General features: G+C 75.1%; 16 protein-coding genes. 8 read left to right on the forward strand and 8 right to left on the reverse strand.

Annotation, left to right across the window (positions count from 1 at the left end):
* Positions 1-98: 98 nt before the first annotated feature.
* Positions 99-632, reverse strand: a complete 534-nt coding sequence (locus ACWD4P_RS35040; protein WP_359829234.1) for a PadR family transcriptional regulator — start codon at positions 630-632, stop codon at positions 99-101.
* A gap of 186 nt (positions 633-818) precedes the next feature.
* Here ACWD4P_RS35040 and ACWD4P_RS35045 point away from each other — a divergent pair, with 186 nt between their 5' ends.
* Both ACWD4P_RS35045 and ACWD4P_RS35050 read left to right on the forward strand, forming a co-directional pair.
* A complete protein-coding gene (locus tag ACWD4P_RS35045; RefSeq protein WP_449782412.1) occupies positions 819-1,589 on the forward strand; it encodes an alpha/beta fold hydrolase in 771 nt (256 codons plus the stop codon).
* A 106-nt stretch (positions 1,590-1,695) separates the two neighbouring features.
* A complete protein-coding gene (locus ACWD4P_RS35050; RefSeq protein ID WP_449782413.1) occupies positions 1,696-2,619 on the forward strand; it encodes an aminoglycoside phosphotransferase family protein in 924 nt (307 codons plus the stop codon).
* 75 nt (positions 2,620-2,694) lie between these two features.
* On the opposite strand, the gene ACWD4P_RS35055 is transcribed toward ACWD4P_RS35050, so the two are convergent.
* The 5 genes from ACWD4P_RS35055 to ACWD4P_RS35075 form a co-directional block, all read right to left on the reverse strand.
* Entirely contained in the window at positions 2,695-3,558 is an 864-nt protein-coding gene (locus ACWD4P_RS35055; protein ID WP_449782414.1) for a 5-oxoprolinase subunit C family protein, read from the reverse strand.
* Between the two features lie 12 nt (positions 3,559-3,570).
* The gene (gene pxpB / locus ACWD4P_RS35060; RefSeq protein WP_449782415.1) at positions 3,571-4,197 is read right to left on the reverse strand and encodes a 5-oxoprolinase subunit PxpB; all 627 of its coding nucleotides are present in this window, start codon (positions 4,195-4,197) and stop codon (positions 3,571-3,573) included.
* Positions 4,194-4,958 carry a LamB/YcsF family protein gene (locus ACWD4P_RS35065; RefSeq protein ID WP_449782421.1) on the reverse strand — a complete coding sequence of 255 codons (765 nt, stop codon included), beginning with the start codon at positions 4,956-4,958 and terminating at the stop codon, positions 4,194-4,196. Before ACWD4P_RS35065 ends, pxpB begins: the two co-directional genes overlap by 4 nt.
* Positions 4,959-5,150: 192 nt before the next feature.
* Positions 5,151-5,702, reverse strand: coding sequence for a hypothetical protein (locus ACWD4P_RS35070; protein ID WP_449782422.1), 552 nt, complete (start codon positions 5,700-5,702; stop codon positions 5,151-5,153).
* 213 nt (positions 5,703-5,915) lie between these two features.
* Positions 5,916-6,974: an IPT/TIG domain-containing protein gene (locus ACWD4P_RS35075; RefSeq protein ID WP_449782416.1), complete on the reverse strand. Its 1,059-nt coding sequence runs from the start codon at positions 6,972-6,974 to the stop codon at positions 5,916-5,918.
* A 185-nt stretch (positions 6,975-7,159) separates the two neighbouring features.
* On the opposite strand from ACWD4P_RS35075, the gene ACWD4P_RS35080 reads away from it, so the two are divergent.
* From ACWD4P_RS35080 to ACWD4P_RS35095, 4 genes are all read left to right on the forward strand, one after another.
* Complete coding sequence (locus ACWD4P_RS35080; RefSeq protein WP_449782417.1) at positions 7,160-8,698, forward strand: hypothetical protein; 1,539 nt, start codon at positions 7,160-7,162, stop codon at positions 8,696-8,698.
* 87 nt (positions 8,699-8,785) lie between these two features.
* The gene (locus ACWD4P_RS35085) at positions 8,786-9,661 is read left to right on the forward strand and encodes a hypothetical protein (protein ID WP_449782418.1); all 876 of its coding nucleotides are present in this window, start codon (positions 8,786-8,788) and stop codon (positions 9,659-9,661) included.
* Between the two features lie 116 nt (positions 9,662-9,777).
* Positions 9,778-14,340: a hypothetical protein gene (locus ACWD4P_RS35090; protein ID WP_449782419.1), complete on the forward strand. Its 4,563-nt coding sequence runs from the start codon at positions 9,778-9,780 to the stop codon at positions 14,338-14,340.
* A gap of 19 nt (positions 14,341-14,359) precedes the next feature.
* Entirely contained in the window at positions 14,360-15,127 is a 768-nt protein-coding gene (locus ACWD4P_RS35095) for a metallophosphoesterase (protein WP_449782420.1), read from the forward strand.
* Between the two features lie 12 nt (positions 15,128-15,139).
* Here the strand turns inward: ACWD4P_RS35095 and ACWD4P_RS35100 are convergent, their stop codons facing one another.
* Both ACWD4P_RS35100 and ACWD4P_RS35105 read right to left on the reverse strand, forming a co-directional pair.
* Complete coding sequence (locus ACWD4P_RS35100) at positions 15,140-15,655, reverse strand: hypothetical protein (protein WP_359830630.1); 516 nt, start codon at positions 15,653-15,655, stop codon at positions 15,140-15,142.
* Positions 15,656-15,830: 175 nt separating this feature from the next.
* Positions 15,831-16,526 (reverse strand): FadR/GntR family transcriptional regulator, encoded by a 696-nt coding sequence (locus ACWD4P_RS35105; RefSeq protein WP_359830628.1) that lies wholly within the window; start codon positions 16,524-16,526, stop codon positions 15,831-15,833.
* 151 nt (positions 16,527-16,677) lie between these two features.
* On the opposite strand from ACWD4P_RS35105, the gene ACWD4P_RS35110 reads away from it, so the two are divergent.
* Positions 16,678-17,232, forward strand: coding sequence for a gluconokinase (locus ACWD4P_RS35110; RefSeq protein ID WP_359830627.1), 555 nt, complete (start codon positions 16,678-16,680; stop codon positions 17,230-17,232).
* Between the two features lie 2 nt (positions 17,233-17,234).
* Positions 17,235-18,623, forward strand: coding sequence for a GntT/GntP/DsdX family permease (locus tag ACWD4P_RS35115; protein WP_449782423.1), 1,389 nt, complete (start codon positions 17,235-17,237; stop codon positions 18,621-18,623).
* Positions 18,624-18,642 lie beyond the last annotated feature (19 nt).

Consider the following 18,642-nt stretch of genomic DNA (forward strand, 5'->3'; position numbering starts at 1 on the left):
GGCCGGGCTGGAGGGTTCCGCAGACCAGCCAGGTGCCGCCGTCCAGGTCCCCGGCCGACGGCAGCCCGTCCGGGGCGCCGACGATCCCGCCGGTCCGGCTACCGCTCGCCGCCCTCCAGGTCGGCCAGGGTCGCCCGCAGCCAGGCGAGTTCGGCCTCGGTGGTGGCGCGGGCGACCAGGAGCAGGCCGCGTCGGAACGGGTCGGCGAACTCCTCGGCGCCGACGGGGCGGTCGCCCTCGTAGAAGAAGCTCGCGGGCTCGGCGAGGAAGTCCAGCCGGCGGCGGAGCACGGCGGCCTGGGCGGCCGGGTCGGCGAGGTGTCGCAGGAAGGCGAGCAGGGTGAACCAGCGGTTCTCGTCGCTGACGTCGAGCGGCTCGGGTGCGCGCAGCCGGTCGAGCAGTGCGGTGCGGCCGGCGTCGGTGAGGTGCAGGGTGTGCCGGGGTGCCGCGGCGCTGCCCGGTTCGGTCTCGCGGACCAGCAGGCCGTCCGCCTCCAGGCGCTTGATCGCGGGGTAGAGCGTGCCGTCGCTGATCGGGCGGACGTGGCCGGTGAGTGCGGCGAGGTGCCGGCGCAGCTCGTAGCCGTGGAGGGGGCGGTCGTACAGGAACCCGAGGATCGCGAGCTTCAGCATGGGGCCACTCTCTCAGATCCTTCCCTCGGGGCATGGGTATCTCGTTTACGCTATACCTCGGATTCGATGTATTGTCCTGGCCGTCCGCCGGAATCCCCGGAGTCGGCGCCCACCGCTGGTGCCCTTCGCGGCGTCCGTTGTCGGCGCCCGCCGAGGCCGGACCCCCTGGAAGAGGAGCGATCGAGCATGCGTGAGGCCCCCGTCACCCCGAACGGCGACCGGATCCGCTGGGTCGAGCTGCCCGGCGCCGAGCCGGCCCGGCTCTACCTGCACGGGCTCGGCGCCAGCTCGCCGGCCTACTTCGCGGCCGTCGCCGCCCACCCGCTGCTCGCCGGGCGGCGCTCGCTGCTGTTGGACCTGCTCGGCTTCGGCCTCAGTGACCGTCCGACGGACTTCGGCTACACGCTGGAGGAGCACGCGGACGCGGTCGCGGCGGCGGTCACGGCCGCCGGTCCGGACCGCGTCGAGGTGGTCGGCCACAGCATGGGCGGGGCGGTCGCCGTCGTCCTCGCCCGGCGGCACCCGCACCTGGTCGAGCGGCTGCTCCTGGTGGACGCCAACCTGGACCGGATCGACCCCGACCGGAGCCGGCCCGGCAGCAGCGGCATCGCGGCCTACGGGGAGGCGGAGTTCCTGGCCGGCGGGCGGGACGAAGTCGCCGAGCGGGTCGGCCCGTTCTGGTGGTCCACCATGCGGCTGGCCGGTCCCGAGGCGCTCCACCGCAGCGCCCGCTACCTCGCCCGGGCGACCGAGCCGACCATGCGCGAGCTGCTGCTCGGCCTCGACCTTCCGCGCACCTTCCTCCACCCGGCGGCGGACGGCGAGCCGACGGGGGCCGGTGAGCTCCGGACCGCGGGCGTACGGGTGGTCGCGGTGCCGGACTGCGGGCACAACATCATGATCGACAATCCGGACGGCTTCGCGGCCGCCGCGGCGGAGGCCCTCGGGAAGGGGTGACCGGATGCGGGTGAGCGCGCGGGGGAATGGAGGCGGGCGGCCGGGGGGGTGTCGGTCGCGGTTCGCCGTAGGCTGAGGTGAATCCGCCCCAGAGGAGTCCCGTCCGATGTCCATCGTGGTCCCGCCCGCGCTCGCCGCGTCCCTGGAGGAGTTCCTCGGCGCCGAGGGGCGTGCCTGGGTGGCCCGACTGCCCGCCCTGGCGGTCGAGTCGCTCGACCGCTGGGAGTTGGCCCTGGACGGGCCGGCCGCGCACGGGGTGGTCGGGCTGGTGCTGCCCGTGCTGCGGGCCGACGGGGTGCCGGCCGTGCTCAAGCTCCAGCCCGTGGACGAGGAGACGGTGGGGGAGCCGCTCGCCCTGACGGCCTGGGGCGGCCGGGGTGCCGTCCGGCTGCTCGACCACGAACCGGCCACCGGCTCAATGCTGTTGGAGCGCCTGGACCAGGGGCGTTCCCTGCTCGACCTGCCCGACGACCTCGCCGCGCTGCGGGTGATCGCCGAACTGCTCAGAGAGTTGACGTCCCGTCAGGCACCCTCCGGGATGCGCACGTTGGCGGGCACGGCGAGCGACCTGCTGGACCGGGCCCCGGCCGGTGCCGCCGCCCTCGCCGACCCGGCGGAACGGCGGCTGCTCGCCGACTGCGCGGCCGCCCTGTGCGAGGTCCGGGCCGATCCCGGCGACCGCCTGCTGCACTGGGACCTGCACTACGGCAACGTGCTGGCCCCGCTCCCGGGCAGCGGCCGGGCGCCCTGGCTGGCCATCGATCCCAAACCGCTGGCCGGACACCCCGGATTCGAGCTGCTTCCGGCGCTGCGCAACCGCTGGGCGGACCTGGTGGCCACCGGGGACGTCGCCCGGGCCCTGCGGCGTCGCTTCGACCTGGTGACGGAGGTGCTGGAGCTGGACCGCCGGGTGGCGGCGGGCTGGACGCTCGCCCGGGTGCTGCAGAACGCTCTCTGGACGGTCGAGGAGGGCGGCGCGGCGTTCGATCCGGCCCAACGCGCGATCGCCGAGCTGCTGTTGGGGCGCTGAGCTCGGCGTGTGCCGAGCCCCCGGCGCTCGTGGGTGCCCTCGGCGCTCGTGGCGCCGCTCGGGCCCGGAACTCCCTCAGCGCTCCCGCAGGGGAACGAAGCGCACCGGTGTCCCCGGCCGGGCCTGGGCGGCGGCCGCGAGATCGGCGGCCGGTACGACGCCGACCACCGGGTAGCCGCCGGTGGTCGGGTGGTCGGCCAGGAACACCACCGGCTGCCCGTCCGGCGGAATCTGCACCGCGCCCAACACCATGCCCTCGCTGGCCAGTTCGCCGCCTCGGGCGCGGACCACCGGCGGCCCCTCGGTGCGCAGTCCGACCCGGTTTCCGGTCGGTGAGACCAGGTACCGGTCGTGTCCGAGCCGGGCCACCGCCTCCGGGGTGAACCAGTCCGTGCGCGGTCCGAGCCGCAGCCGCAGCACCAGTTCGGTCGGGGGCGCGGGCATGGGCACCAGCTCCGGCCGGGCCCGGTACGGCGGCGCGGCGCCGACCGGCAGCCGGTCCCCGGCGGTCAGCGGGGCCGGCCCGAGTCCGGAGAGCAGGTCCGCCGAGCGGCTGCCGAGCACCGCCGGGACGGCGATCCCGCCGGCCACCGCCAGGTAGCCGCGCACCCCGGCCGTCGCGGCCCCGACCTCGACCACGGATCCGGCCGGCACCACGACCGGCGCACCCCAGGCGACCGGCCGGCCGTCCACCCGGACGGGTGAGGGAGCGCCGGTGACGGCGACCAGCGCCGTCCCGACGGCGCGCAGCGCGACCCCGCCGAGCGTGGTCTCCAGCCCGGCCGTCCCGGGTTCGTTGCCCACCAGCCGGTTGGCCGCCCGCAGCGCCGGCTCGTCCAGGGCCCCGGCCCTGGGCACCCCGAGGTGGGCGACTCCGCGCCGCCCGAGGTCCTGGACCGTGGTCAGCGGCCCCGGCCGTACCACCACCAGTTCGTTCAACTCGGCGTCTCCTCAGGCCCGTTCCGCGGTGAACCGGACCCGGGTGCCCGGGGACAGCAGGGCCGGGGGCTCGCGGTCGGTGTCCCACAGCGGGAGTGCCGTGCGGCCGACCAGCTGCCAGCCGCCGGGGGAGGGGTGCGGGTAGACCCCGGTGTACGGGCCGGCCAGGGCGACCGAGCCGGCCGGGACGGAACTGCGCGGGGTGGCCCGGCGCGGCACGTCGAACCGTGCCGGGAGCCCGGTGAGGTAGCCGAAGCCGGGGGCGAAGCCGCAGAACGCGACGACGTACTCGGGCTCGGTGTGGATCCGTACGGCGGCTTCCTCGGACACCTCCCACAGTGCGGCGACCTCGGCCAGGTCGGCGCCGTCGTACACGGTCGGGACCTCCACCAGCGGCCCGCGCGCCGCCCCGGCCGCCACCGGGCGGGCGGTGCGCAGCAGCGCCGCCACCGCGTCGACGTCCGCGACGCCGTCCAGCAGCAGGGTGCGCGCGGCCGGCACCAGCTCCTCCACCGCGCCGATCTCCCCGGCCTCCCGGCGCTCGCCCAGCCAGCCGTACAGCGCCGCCACCTCGGCCGTCCCGGGCAGTTCGACCAGCAGCGCCCGTTCACCGACCCGGCGCACGGCTCCGACCGTCACGTGAAGGCCTCCACCCGGACCCCGGCGGAGGCCAGGGCGCCCCGGATCCGCCAGGCGAGCTGGGCGGCACCGGGGGTGTCGCCGTGGACGCAGAGCGAGCGGGCCTCGACGGGGATCCGCTCGCCGCCGGCGGCCTCCACCGTGCCGTCCCGGGCGATGCCGACGGCCCGGGTGATGACCGACTCGGGGTCGTGCACGACGGCGTCCGGCTCGCGGCGCGGCACGAGGGCGCCGGTGCGGGTGTACGCGCGGTCCGCGAAGGCCTCGGCGACCACCGGGAGGCCGACGCCCTCGGCCACCTCCAGCAGCAGCGAGCCCGGCAGGCCCAGCACCGGCAGCGGGCCGTCGCAGACCGCGCCGGCCCGCAGCACTCCGGCCACCACGGCCTCGGCCTGCTCGGAGTCGCCGACCACCCGGTTGTAGAGGGCGCCGTGCGGTTTGACGTAGGAGACCTTGGATCCGGCCGCGCGGGCGAACACCTGGAGGGCGCCGATCTGGTACGCGATCTCGTCGGCGAGCTCCTCCGGGGGGACGTCCATCGCGCGGCGGCCGAATCCGGCCAGGTCGCGGTAGGAGACCTGGGCGCCGATCCGGACACCGCGCTCGGCGGCCAGGGAGCAGACCCGGCGCATCGTCGACGGGTCCCCGGCGTGGAACCCGCAGGCGACGTTGGCACTGGTCACCACGGAGAGCAGCGCCTCGTCGTCGGTCAGGGTCCAGCGTCCGAACCCCTCGCCGAGGTCCGCATTGAGATCGATCACCGCATCGGCCACGCCCGTCCGCCTCCCAGCAGCTGTTGAGCCAGATGGTAGGGCCTGCGGATGAAGGCCGTTGCCCGTGACCCGGTGGCCCGCCGCCCCGGGGCGTGTGGCCAGGGGCGCACGCCCCGGGGCGGCGCCGCGCGGGGCGGCGACGGGGACTGCGGGGCCGCGCCGCGGTGCGGGGTGCCCGGTTCAGCCGGCGGTCACCGGCATCCGGAAGGACCGCTCCAGTGGGCGCAGTGCCCGCAGCACGATCAGGAGCGGCACGACGCCGAAGACCCCGAACGACATGTCGATGAATCTCCATGTCAATGGAATCCCGCGCAGCGGCCCGCAGATCAGTGCCAGCGGAATGACGCCGGCGCAGGCGAGCACGGCCCAGCGGATCACCCAGATGTTGCGGACCGGGTCCCTGAGCGGACCCCGGAAGGCGGCGGCGATCACCAGGTGGGCGAAGGCCAGCCAGTCGGTGCCGTAGGCCAGGAAGGGGTAGCGCGCGTTGGTCTCGGCGACGCCGGCGTGGACCCGTTCGAGCCAGTCCATCGCGGCGGGGAGGCGGTCGCTCAGCGGTGCGGCCGGGCCGGAGGCGAAGTCGACCAGCCAGCGGGTCTCGGTCTCCAGCGGGAACGCGGTGAGGCCGCTGAGCACCAGGCAGACCAGGAAGAGCCAGAGCCACCGCCGGACCTTGCGAAGGATGACCGCGGAGTCGCCGTCCATCTCGCCCACCTCCATGATGCCGGGCATGCCGAGCATGCCGAAGTGCGGACGGAGCCTTGTCCCGCCTGCGCGGAACCGACTCTAGACCCATCTTTTGAACGTGTTCAACTAGCCCTCCGAGTGGCCCCGGCCCCGGCCCCGGCCCTGGCCCAGTCCGGCCCCGGCCCGGCTCGGAACGCAGCGGTGCCCGGACTCCGAGGAGCCCGGGCACCGACGGCGGGCGGCACGCCGCCCGAACCGTTACACCGTGTAGGTGTACGTCACCGGCGCGCTCGTCCCTCCCGCCGTGGTGACCGTCACGTCCACCGGCCCGGGCTGCGCGCCCGCCGGGGCCGTGGCCGTGCAGTAGGACGGCCCGCAGGAGACGTGGGTGGCCGGCACCCCGCCGAAGGCCACCGTCCCGTACGTCAGGTTGCTGCCGGACACCGTCACCCGGGTGCCGCCGGCGACCGGGCCGGAGGTGTCGTAGAGGGCGCCGACCGTCGGCGCGGCCGGGGTCGGCGGGGTGCCGGTGTAGTCGAAGGCGGCCGGTGCGGCGGCCGTGCCGCCGGGCGTCACCACGCTGACCGGGGCGCTGCCCGAGCCCGCGGGCGTGGTCACCGTGCACGAGGTGTCGGTGCAGCGGCCGGGTGCCGGGAGGCCGCCGACCAGCACCATGCCGTTGGCCAGGTTGCTGCCGCTGACGGTCACCGCGGTGCCGCCCGCGGCCGGGCCGGTGGTGGTGTCGAGGCCGGAGACGGCCGGTGCGGCCTGGACGGTCGCGGGCAGGAAGCTCTTGCTGCCGAGGTCGTAGCCGGACACGTGCCCGGTCGGGTCGGTGTCGTTCGGGTTGGCGACCGTGGCGGTGATCACGCCGGCGATCGGCACCCCGGGCGTGGTGGCCAGGTTGAGCTTCATGAAGTTGTACGACCCGGGTGCCCGGGTGGCGGTGAACACGGCCTCCAGGTGGCGGTGGTCGGGGGAGAGGGTCGTGGTGAAGGTGTAGTCCTTCGGGGCGGGGAAGAACATCGCGCCGTCGGTGGTGACGCCCGGCGGCAGGTCCAGGGTGATGTGCGTCGGTCCGGTCAGGTCCGCGGTGCCCGACGCGGTCCAGTCCACCGACATGTTGCCGGTGGTGAAGAAGCCGCCCGGGTAGTTCCCGTTCTGCGACACGGTCACGTGCTGGGCGGAGGTCGACGTCTGCCGGGCGGCGGCCGGTGTCGCGCCGGCCGTGGCGCCGGTGGCGAGGGCGGCGCCGGTGGCGAAGGTGGTCACGGACAGCGCGGCGGTGAGGCCCGCTTTGGCCAGTCGGGTGATCATAGGTCGATCATCACCGAACCAACGCGTCGCCCTCACGGTTTTCTCGAATGCCGGTTCGAGAATGGCGGAATTCCATCGAAACGGTGTTCTGAATCGGCCCTTCGCACCGCCGCCCACCTGCCGCTCCGCCCGTCCGCAAGGTCCGTTTCGGTCGATGTCGGTGCGAACCTCTAATCTTGTCCTCCGTGACCGCCATCGCAGACCCGCCCACCGAGCCCGGCCTCCGTCCTCCCGCCGGCCCGGCCGTCGCGCGCCCCGCGCCCGGCCCCGCCGCCGACGAGGGCCTGGCCCGCCGGCTCAAGGCGCTGGCCTGCACCGCCCCGCTGCACGACCTGGACAACCGCAAGGTCAACCTGGCCGGCGAGTACGGCGGCTACGCGATGGCCGAGGTCGGTCTCGCCGCGATCGACCTGGTCACCCTGAACATGGACTTCGACACCGGGGCCGACCGCGACACGGTGCTCGCCCGGCTGCTGCCCCGGGTCGCCGCCCAGGCCGTCGGCCGCCCCGCCGTCGAGCACGAGCGGGTCGCCCGCTGGGTGCTGGAGTCGCTGATCAACGTCGGCAGCGTGGACCGCGGCTTCCGCGCCGTCTACGGCACCTTCGGCGCGGACGGCGAGTACGTCCGCCGCGACTACGACTTCAAGCTGATCGAAGAGGTCCCCGGCCCCGATGGCGGCGTCTACCTGCGCACCACCGACGAGGCGGTCAACGTCCTGGTCGGCGCGCTCGACACCGACGTCACCTCGGCCCAGATCGCCGCCGAGGTCAAGCTGGAGGTGCTGATCCGCCGCGGCCGCCTGGCCGACGCCCAGCTCGCCGCCGAGCAGGCCCGCTACCGCACCGTCCAGTACGCCGAGACGCTGCGCCGCGCCCTGGACGCCACCCGCCGCAACGTCCGGGCGGTCGACTGGATGCGCGCCGTTCCGGACCTCATCGAGGAGGCGCTGGACCACATCGCGGACCGCTACCGGCACGAGAACGCGATTCTCACCAACATCCGCAAGGCCCGCGACGAGGCCGAGGACCCGGAGCACAAGCGCCGCGCCGCCGAGCTGGTCGACATCGTCAAGGACTGCATCCGCCGCCACACCCAGCTCCAGACCCGCCTCCTGGAGGCCGGTCCGCTGTTCCGCGCCGAGCAGGACCGGCAGGCCTTCGCCGCCCCCGGCGCCCGCAGCGGCATCGACCTCTACGGGCAGCTGCTCGCCCCCGTGCTGCGGCTGCCGATAGAGCAGGCCGTCCGCCCCACCGGCGCGTTCTTCGCCCGCGGCGCCGGTCTGCGCACCCCGGTCTCGGTCCGGGTCGCCGACCTCGTCGACCTGCTGCTCACCCCGCCGGTCGAACGCGAGCACCTCGGCGCCGAGCTGCCCGACCCGGACCTCGTCGCCACCCCGGACGACAGCCGCTTCTCCGAGGCCCAGCTGGAGTCCGCGACGATCCTGCTCGACCTGCCCCCGGACGCCCCCCGGCGGCTCTCCGGCCTGCTCGCCGACGCCCGCAAGCAGGACCCGGACCTCCCGTACCTGGTCGCCCTGCTCGCCGTGCACGCGGCCAGCCCGCCGGTCGGCACCGCCTACCGCCAGGGCGAGGAGCGGCTGCTGTTCGCCGTGGACGACGGCACCCCGCTGCGCGACCCGGAGTTCGGCGGCGCCGACCTGATCGTCGGCAGCGCCCTGCTCGACGCGGTCGGCATGGCCGCCGACCGCAAGGATGCCGGCTGACCGGCCGGGAAGCACCCCGCGACGAGACCTGCCGGAAACGACCTTGACGAACCGTAACCACCGCGCCACCCCCGAGGAGCACCGCCCGTGACGACCCACCACGACACGTCCTGGGCGGCCGAGAGCGAACCCGCGGCCCCCGCGCCGATCACCCCGGCCGATGTCGCGGACGCCGCCCGGCTGGTCTCCTTCGGCCTCCAGGCCAAGCTGCTGCCCGCGCGGGACGCCGAGTACGCCGAGCTGGTGCGCCGCCACCGCGAGGACCCACCCTTCGCCCGCCTCGCCGACGCCATCGCCACCGGCATGGGCCTGGTCGTCCTGGAGGTCTCCCCGCGGGCCGGCATGGCCGTGGCCGCCGCCGAGGATTCGCTGTTCGCCGTCCGGATGGGCGACTACTCGCGCCGCGCCGCCTCCGAGTCCACCGACCGCTTCCTGCACGGCCTCGCCCACCTGGCCGTCGCCGCGATGGCCTTCCCCCGCCCCGAGGACCTCGCCGACGACGGGTACCTCGGCCGGATCACCGTCAACGGCGTCGACTCCTTCGTCCGCCAGGCCTGCCGCCGCCTGGAGGAGCAGGCCGACGCCGAGGGGGCCAACACCGACCCGGCCTCCGACGCCCCCGGCCTGGAGGCCGCCTGGCGGGTCTGGGCCCGGCGCACCGCCACCGGCGCCACCAAGGACGCCCGCCGGCTCTCCGGCTCCACCATCGGCATCGTCGCCAAGGCCGTGATGTTCCTGGTCGACTCCGGCTTCCTCCAGAAGGTCTCCGACGATTCCGGCGGCACCTACCGCACCACCGCCCGCTACCAGCTCCAGGTGCGCGACCTGGCCGGCAGCGCCGCGATGGCCGAACTGCTCGACCTCGGCATCGTCCCGGTCTCCGACGGCACCGCCAGCCTGCTGCCGCCCGACACCGGCGACGAACTGGTCGCCGACGCGGGGCTGCCCTTCCACTCGCTCTGAGCCCCGGCGCTCCGAGCCCACCCGCTCCGCGCCCACCGCGCCGGCCCCGGACCACCCGCCCGGGCCGGCCCGCCGCCCGTCCCTCACGCCACGCAAGCCACGGAGAACCGCCGCACATGTACGAGCTCAACCGGGTCCGCCTCTACTCGATCGGACCGGCCGGCGCCCGCTACGCCGACACGGTGCTCGACCTGCGCGGCGTCGGCGAGCCGGTCGCCGACCCGGCCCCGCAGCAGATCGGCCTGTTCGGCGAGGACGTCGACGGCCCGGTCCGCCGACCCGCCCCCGCGGGCGTGCTCTTCCTGGAGAACGGCGGCGGCAAGTCCGTCCTGCTCAAGCTGATCTTCTCGGTGATGCTCCCCGGCCACCGCAACACCCTCGGCGGCGCCAGCTCCGGCGTGCTGCGCAAGTTCCTGCTCGCCGACGACTGCGGCCACGTCGCCCTGGAGTGGCAGCACACCGTCACCGGCGAGCTGATCGTGGTCGGCAAGGTCAGCGAGTGGCGCGGACGCCAGGTCTCCTCCGACCCGCGCAAGTTCGCCGAGACCTGGTACTCCTTCCGCCCCGGCGCCGGCCTGACCCTCGACTCGCTGCCGGTCGCCGAACGGGTCAGCCTGGCCGGCGACCAGAAGGCCCGCGGCCGCCGCCGCACCATGAAGGGCTTCCGCGACGCCCTCACCGAGGCCGGCAAGGCCCACCCCCACCTCGACCTGGTCTTCGAGGACGGCCACGACCGCTGGACCGAGCACCTCGGCGAGCTCGGCCTCGACCCCGAACTCTTCCGCTACCAGCGCGAGATGAACGCCGACGAGGGCGAGGCGGCCGGCCTCTTCGCGGTCAAGCACGACAGCGACTTCACCGACCTCCTGCTGCGCGCCGTCACCGACACCCGGGACACCGACGGCCTCGCCGACCTCGTGCACGGCTTCGCCGCCAAGCTCGGCCGCCGCGCCGAACTCACCGCCGAACGCGACTTCACCGCGGGGTCGTTGGACCTGCTGGAGCGCATCGCCGAGGCCACCACCGCCCGCGAGACCGTCCGCGAGGCCCACCGCACCGCGGAGCGCCGCACCCGCCGCCTCGCCCACGCCCTCGCCTCCCGCGCCACCGCCGAACGCGACCGCGCCCAGGACCTCGCCATCGAGGTCGCCGCCGCCGCGAGCGCCGTCACCGCGGCCGAGGCCGACCGCACCCGGCACAGCCTGATCACCGACGAACTCACCCACCGGCACGCCACGTTGAGCCTCACCGCGGCCACCGCCGAGGCCGCCGCGTTGCGCCGCGAACTCATCGACGCCCGCACCCTGCACTCGGCCTGGCAGGCCGCCGAGGCGGTGCTGCGCCAGCGCGCCGCCGCCGACCGGGTCACCCGGGTCGCCGCGGCCATCCGCGAGGCCGAACTGGACGCCGCCCCCGCGCTCGCCGCCCGCGCCCGCGCCGCGGCCGCCCTGGCCCGCGCCCTGGAGTCCGCCGCCGCGGCCGCCGAGTCCCGCGCCGACACCGAGGAGGAGCGCGCCGGAGAGCTCCAGGAGGACGGCGGCAAGGCGCAGGCCGGCGCCACCGAGGCCGCCACCGCCGCCCAGAAGGCCCGCAGCGAGGCCGAGCACCTGCGCCAGCGCCTCGTCGAGGTCGAGCAGGAGACCGAGGCCGCCGTCGAGGCCGGCTTCATCGACGCCGACGGCGACGTGGACCCGGCCCGCGCCGCCCTGCACGCCGCCGACGTCGAGAAGGCCGCCGCCGCCGCGCTCGCCCAGGCCCGCACCTCCGCCGAGTCCGCGGCCGCCCGGCTGCGCGAGGCCGCCGCCGCCACCTCGCGCGCCGAACTGGCCGCCGAACGGGCCGGCGACGCCCGCAAGGACGCCGCCCGCTCGCTGGCCGCCGAACAGCGCACCGCCGCCCTGCTCGCCACCGAGCAGCGCCTCGCCGACCTGCTCTCCCTGACCCCCTACCAGGAGGGCGCCGAGGAGGACGCCGGCTTCCTCACCCCCACCGTGCTCGACCGCAACGCCGAGTACCTGCGCGAACTCCTCGACGAGTCCATCGCCACCGCCGAACGCACCCTGTTCGACCTCCGCACGGCCGCCGCCGACGACTCCCGCATCCTCGCCGCCCTCGGCGACGGCGGCCTGCTGCCGCCCGGCCCGGACGTGCTCGCCACCGTCGAGTACCTCGCCGAGCACGGCATCCCGGCCCTGCCCGGCTGGCGCTACCTCGCCCAGTCCGTCGACCCGGCCGACCACGAGGCGATCCTCGCCGCCCGCCCCGAACTGGTCGACGGCGTCGTCGTCACCGACCCGTCCTCGCTGGAGCGCGCCCGCGAGGCCCTGCAGGCCGCCGCCCTGCTGCCGCGCTCCACCGTCGCCGTCGGCGCCGCCGCCTCGCTGGTCGCCCCGATCACCGACGAGCCCGCCTTCTTCCTCGTCCCGCCGAACCCGGCCATGCACGACGAGTCCGCCGCCGACGGCGAGCGCCGCGAACTGCGCGCCCGGGCGAGCGCCCGCGAGGAGCACATCCGCGAACTGGCCGGCCGCCTCGGCGCCGACCGCGCCCTCGCCGCGCGCCTCGCGTCCTGGCACGCCAGCTGCCCGCCCGGCACCCTCGCCGAACTCGCCGCCGCCGCCGAGACCGCCCGCGAGCACGCCGAGCAGGCCGCCGCCGCCCTGGCCACCCTGCGGGCCGACCACGACGAGGCCGAGACCGACCACGCCGCCGCGGCCTCCGCCCACGAGGAGCACCGCGAGGCCGCCCAGCGCGCCCGCCGCCGCGCCGACGCCCTCTCCGGCCTCGCCTTCCGGCTGCGCGAGCGCGGCAACTGGGCCCGCCGCCAGCGCGAACTCGCCGAGGACGCCGCCGAGTGCGACCGCCGCCAGGCGCTGTGCGCCGAACGCGCCCGCACCTGCGACGAGGACCGCCGCGCCGCCCAGCGCGCCGCCGACGACGCCCGCCGCACCGCCCGCGCGCTGCGCGCCGAACGCGCCGAGATCCCCGCCGCCGAGCAGGCCGACGAGCCCGACGGGACCGCCCCCGCCGCGCTGCCCGCCCTGCGCGAGGCCTACCGCGCCGCGTCCCAGCTGTACGAGAAGGTCGGCGTCGGCGCGGACCTGCGCGCCGAACAGGCCCGCGCCGAGGGCGACGAGGCCGCCGCCGCGGCCGAACTCGACCGCCTCACCAACAAGGTGCGCACCCGCGCCGAGGAGCTCCTCGGCAGCCCCGACGGCGCCGACGGCCCGGCCCGCCAGGCCGCCGCTGCCCGCGCCGAGGAGCTGGTCGCCACCATCGAGGCCCGCTCCGCCGCCGCCAGCGAGCAGCTCGGCCGCCTGCGCGGCGACGCCGAACGCTCCGCCCCCGCCGACGGCGAGGCGCACACCGAGCTGCCCGAGGACCTCGTCCCCACCGACCCGGAGCACGCCCAGGCCCTGCTGCGCACCGCCACCAGCCGCCTCGCCGAGCGCCGTGAGGCCCTGGACGCCGCCCGCACCGCCCACGCCGACCTCCAGCGCACCTTCGACACCGCCCAGGCCTCCGCCGCCGACTTCGACGAGCTGGCCGGCCAGCTGCGCGACGGCCTGCGCGACAACCAGGAGGACCCGGACGACGCGGTCGAGCCGTACCTGGGCTCGCTGGCCGAGGCCCGCACCGGCGTCACCGAGGCCCGCCGCGCCCTGCGCACCGCCGCCGGCGAGCTGTCCTCCTCCGAACTCGCCGTCCGCGACGCCGCCGACGCCCTCGTCCGGCACGCCAACGCGGCCCGCTACGAGGCCGTACGCACCCCCGCCCGCCAGCAGATCCGCGAACTGCCCGCCTCCGCGCTGCCCGAGCACGCCGCCGCCTGGGCCGCGGCCTTCGCGCCCCGGCTGCGGGTGCTCACCGACGAACTCGCCCAGCTGGAGAAGAACCGCGGCTCGATCGTGGACCGGCTGCGCGGCCTGGTCGAGTCCTCGCTCACCACCCTGCGCGCCGCCCAGCGGCTGTCCCGGCTGCCCGAGGGCCTGGGGGAGTGGTCCGGCCAGGAGTTCCTCCGGATCCGCTTCGAGGACCCGGACCACGCCACCCTGGTCGAACGCCTGGGCGAGGTCATCGACGAGGCCACCCGCGCCGCCGTCAAGAAGAACAGCGACCTGCGCCGCGACGGCATGTCCCTGCTGCTGCGCGGGGTCGCCGCCGCGATCGGCCCCAAGGGCGTCAGCGTCGAGATCCTCAAGCCCGACGCGGTGCTGCGTGCCGAGCGGGTGAGCGTCGGCCAGATGTCCGACGTCTTCTCCGGCGGCCAGCTGCTCACCGCGGCCATCGCGCTGTACTGCACGATGGCCGCGCTGCGCGCCAACGATCGGGGCCAGTCCCAGCTGCGGCACGCCGGCACGCTGTTCCTGGACAACCCGATCGGCCGCGCCAACGCCACCTACCTGCTGGAGCTCCAGCGGGCCGTGGCCGACGCCCTCGGCGTCCAGCTCATCTACACCACCGGCCTGTTCGACACGACCGCGCTGGCCGAGTTCCCCCTGGTGATCCGTCTGCGCAACGACGCCGACCTGCGGGCCGGCCTCAAGTACATCTCGGTCGAGGAGCACCTGCGCCCGGGCCTGCCCGCCGCGCCGGACCCGGACGGCCCGACCATCCACGGCGAGATCACCGCGACCCGGATGTTCAAGCGCCCCGCGGAGGTTCCCGCCCAGTCGTGAACTGGCTAGCGTGACGGGCATGCTGACGATCGCGCACCTCAGTGACATCCACCTCGGACAGGTCCACGCCCGGGACGGTGGCAAGCGCGCCCGGCGGCGGGCCGAGCAGGTGATGGCGTACCTCGACGCCCTGCCCGGCCCGCTGGACGCGGTGTTCGTCACCGGCGACCTCGCCGACCACGGCCTGCCGGAGGAGTACCGGGAGGTCGCCGAGGTGCTGTCCTCCCGGCATCCGGTGCTCACCTGCCCCGGCAACCACGACCGCCGCTCGCCCTACCGGGAGGTGCTGCTCGGCGAGGCGCCGGGGGAGGAGCCGGTCAACCGGCTGCACCGGCTGCCCGGCGCCGACGTGCTGATGCTCGACTCCTCCGTGCCCGGGCGGGACGACGGCCTGCTGGACGAGCCGACGCTGGACTGGCTGGACACCCAACTCGCCGAGGGGCGCGGCGAGTTGCCCGCCCTGGTGGCCTTCCACCACCCGCCGGTGGAGCTGTACGTGCCGTTCGTCGACCCGATCCGCCAGTTCGGGGAGGCGCGGCTGGAGCGGGTGCTGCGCCGGCACCCCCGGGTGGCCGCGCTGTTCTGCGGCCACTCGCACACCCCGGTGGCGACCGCCTTCGCCGGGCTGCCGCTGCTGATCGCCCCCGGTGTCGTCTCCACCGTCACGCTGCCCTGCGAGGGCGGGCGCGGCATCTCCTTCGACCACCCGCCGATGCTGGCCTTCCACGTCCTGGACGGGGAGCGCCGGCTCGCCACCCACTACCGGGCGCTGCCGCTCCGGGACTGACCGGCCGGGCGGCTACGGGTGGTTGGGCTGCACCCGGGCCTGGCGCGGCGGCTGCTGCTGCGGTCCCGGGCGCGGCTGCTGGTACGGCTGTTGGTACTGGTTCGGCTGCCGGCCGGGCCCGTACGGCCCCTGCTGCCCCGCGCCGCCGTACGGCTGGGGCTGTGGCTGCGCCGACTCGTACGGCTGCCGGTAGACCGAGGAGGAGTCGGGCCGGGGGAGCGGCCGGGCGGCCGGCGGTCCGGCGGGCCCCCGACTGCCCGCCATCGGGTGCGCGGAGCCCGGGGCCCGCATCCGCTGGGCCGCGATCTGGCGGGAGATCAGGATCTCCAGCAGGCACCACATGGTGCCGAACACCCCGAGCCCCATCGCGAGCAGAGCGGGCGTCAGCAGCCAACTGCCCGCGTACGAGGCCAAGGTCGCCACCACGACGCCCACCAGGGTGAAGGAGAGGCAGAGCACCGCCCGGACTGCGGCGGCGCGCACCTCGTCGGGCAGACGGCGGCGACGGCGGCGGCGTGGCACGGACATCGGACGACCCCCAGGCGCGTGGCGCGTGTTCGGTGGAGCAGGTGAAGCATACGGAACGGGCGCACACGAAACGCACCCCTTCGGCTCACTCTGCCCCGCCGAACCAGGACTATGCGTCCGAAACCTCCGAACTGCCATCAAATCGTGTCATCCTGGCGGGTCGAGCCCCCCCGGCTCAGTCCAACTGGAGGTTGAGCTCCTCCAGCGCGCCGGTCACGATCGTGCGCATCGCCCGCTCGGCGTGGCCGGCGTCCTGGGCGCAGATCGCCTCCGCGACCTCGCGGTGCAGCCGGATCGCGTACGGCTCCGGCTGATCGGGCATCAGATGGTACTCGGTCCGGCCAGTGAGCACCGCCGCGACGGTGTCCCCGAGGTGGGCGAACATCTCGTTGCCGGAGGCGCGCAGCACCAGGGAGTGGAAGGCGATGTCGTGTTCGAGGAAGGCGTTCAGGTTGGCGGCCCGTGCGGTGACCGTCAGGTCCACGGCCAGCGAGCTGAGTGCGCGCCGGTCGTCGTCGCTCGCGTGGGTGGCGGCGAGCGCGGCCGCGGCCGGTTCGACGGCCACCCGCAGCGAGCCGAGCGAGCGCAGCTGGGCCGGGCGGTCGGCACCGGCCAGGCGCCAGCGGATCACCATCGGGTCGAAGACGTCCCAGAGGGACTTCGGCTGCACGGTGATCCCGACCCGCCGCCGGGACGCCACCATGCGCATCCCCTCCAGGATCCGCACCGCTTCCCGGACCACCGTCCGGGACACCCCGAAGCGGCCCTCCAGCTCCTCGCCGCGCAGTACTGCCCCCTCGGGGATCTCCCCCGACGCGATCGCCGGCCCGAGCTCGTCAAGCAGCCGCCCGGGCAGCCCCTGGATCTCCATCCGCCCAGCGTAGACGCCCGCCCCTTGGGTGCTCACGTCGCCCTGCGACCCAGACCACACCATAAAAGTATGACGATTTGGTTTCCGTCACTTGAATACGTCATATCTTTGAGGCGATAGTGGCGGCCAGGCAACGAAGGAGCACCACCCCATGGCTCTCAGCGTCGAGAACCACGACCTTCCGACGACCCCTCTCACCGTCGTGGTGATGGGCGTCTCGGGCGTCGGCAAGACCACCCTGGCCCGCATGCTGGCGGACCGCCTCGACCTCCCCTTCGCCGAGGCGGACGACTTCCACCCCGCGGCCAACATCGCCAAGATGTCCGAGGGAATCCCGCTGGACGACGAGGACCGCGCCCCCTGGCTGCGCGCCATCGGCGCCTGGCTCAAGGAGCGGACCGAGGCCGGCACCGGCGGTGTGGTCACCTGCTCGGCGCTGAAGCACCGCTATCGCGACACCCTGCGCGCGGCCTGCCCGGGTGCCTACTTCCTGCACCTCAGCGGTGGTCACGAGCTGGTCGAGGACCGGCTCAGCCACCGCACCGGCCACTTCATGCCGTCCTCGCTGCTCGACTCGCAGTACGCCGCCCTGGAACCCCTGGCGGCGGACGAGCGCGGCGGCGTCCTGGACGTCGGCCCGTCCCCCGAAGAACTCGTCGAGATGGCCGCGGCGCTGCTGCGGCCCGTCAATGGAGACCTCGCGTGAGCATTGCCCCCACCCTGCTGGCGGCCGCCCCACCGGTCCTGCCGCACACCAGCAGCGACTCCCAGCTGCTGATCGCGGTGCTGCTCAGCATCGGTGCGATCGTCGTACTGATTACCAAGCTGAAGCTGCACCCGTTCCTCGCCCTCACGCTCGGCTCCGGTCTGCTGGCCGCCGTCGCGGGTGCCCCCTTCGACAAGCTGCTCAGCAGCTTCTCCACGGGCTTCGGCTCCACCGTCGCCAGCGTCGGCCTGCTGATCGGCCTCGGCGCGATGCTCGGCAAGCTGCTCGCCGACTCCGGCGGCGCCAACATCATCGCCGACACCGTGCTCTCCCGCACCGGCAACAAGGCGCTGCCCTGGGCGATGGCGCTGATCGCGGCCGTGCTCGGCCTGCCGCTGTTCTTCGAGGTCGGCGTGGTCCTGCTGATCCCGATCGTGCTGCTGGTCGCCCGCCGCGGCAACGTGCCGCTGATGCGGGTCGGCATCCCGGCCCTGGCCGGACTGTCGGTGCTGCACGGCCTGGTGCCCCCGCACCCGGGCCCGCTGGTCGCCGTCGACGCGCTGAAGGCCGACCTCGGCATCACCCTGGCGCTCGGCCTGCTGATCGCCGTCCCGACCCTGATCATCGCCGGCCCGCTGTTCGCGCGGCTCGCCGAGCGCTGGGTCGGCCCGCTGGAGATCCCGGCGGCCACCGCGCCCGAGGAGACGACCAAGCACGACCGCACCCCGTCGTTCGCCGCGGTGCTGGCCACCATCCTGCTGCCCGTCGTGCTGATGCTCGGCAAGGCACTGGCCGACGTGGTCATCGACGACCCGAAGGCGCTCGGCCAGCGGGTGTTCGACTTCATCGGCTCCCCGCTGATCGCACTGCTCGCCGCGACCCTGCTCGGCATGGTGACCCTCGGCAAGGCGGCCGGCTTCGACAAGGCCCGGATCTCCGACACCGTCGGCAAGTCGCTCGGCCCGATCGCCGGCATCGTGTTCATCGTGGGCGCGGGCGGCGGCTTCAAGCAGACCCTGATCGACGTGGGCGTCGGCAACGCGGTGAGCGAGTGGTCCGGCAAGTGGCACATCTCGGCGCTGCTGCTGGGCTGGCTGATCGCCGTGCTGATCCGCCTGGCCACCGGCTCGGCGACGGTCGCCACGATCACCGCGGCCGGCATCGTCTCCCCGCTCGCCGCCGACATGTCCTCGACCCACGCGGCCCTGCTGGTGCTCGCGATCGGCGCCGGCTCGCTGTTCCTCTCGCACGTCAACGACGCCGGCTTCTGGCTGGTGAAGGAGTACTTCGGGATGAGCGTCGGGCAGACGCTGAAGTCCTGGTCGGTGATGGAGACGGTGATCTCGGTGGTCGCCATCGCCCTGATCATGCCGCTCAGCCTGATCATCTAGCGCGCCGGGCGAGCGGCCG

The sequence above is a fragment of the Kitasatospora sp. NPDC002543 genome, from assembly GCF_053594915.1.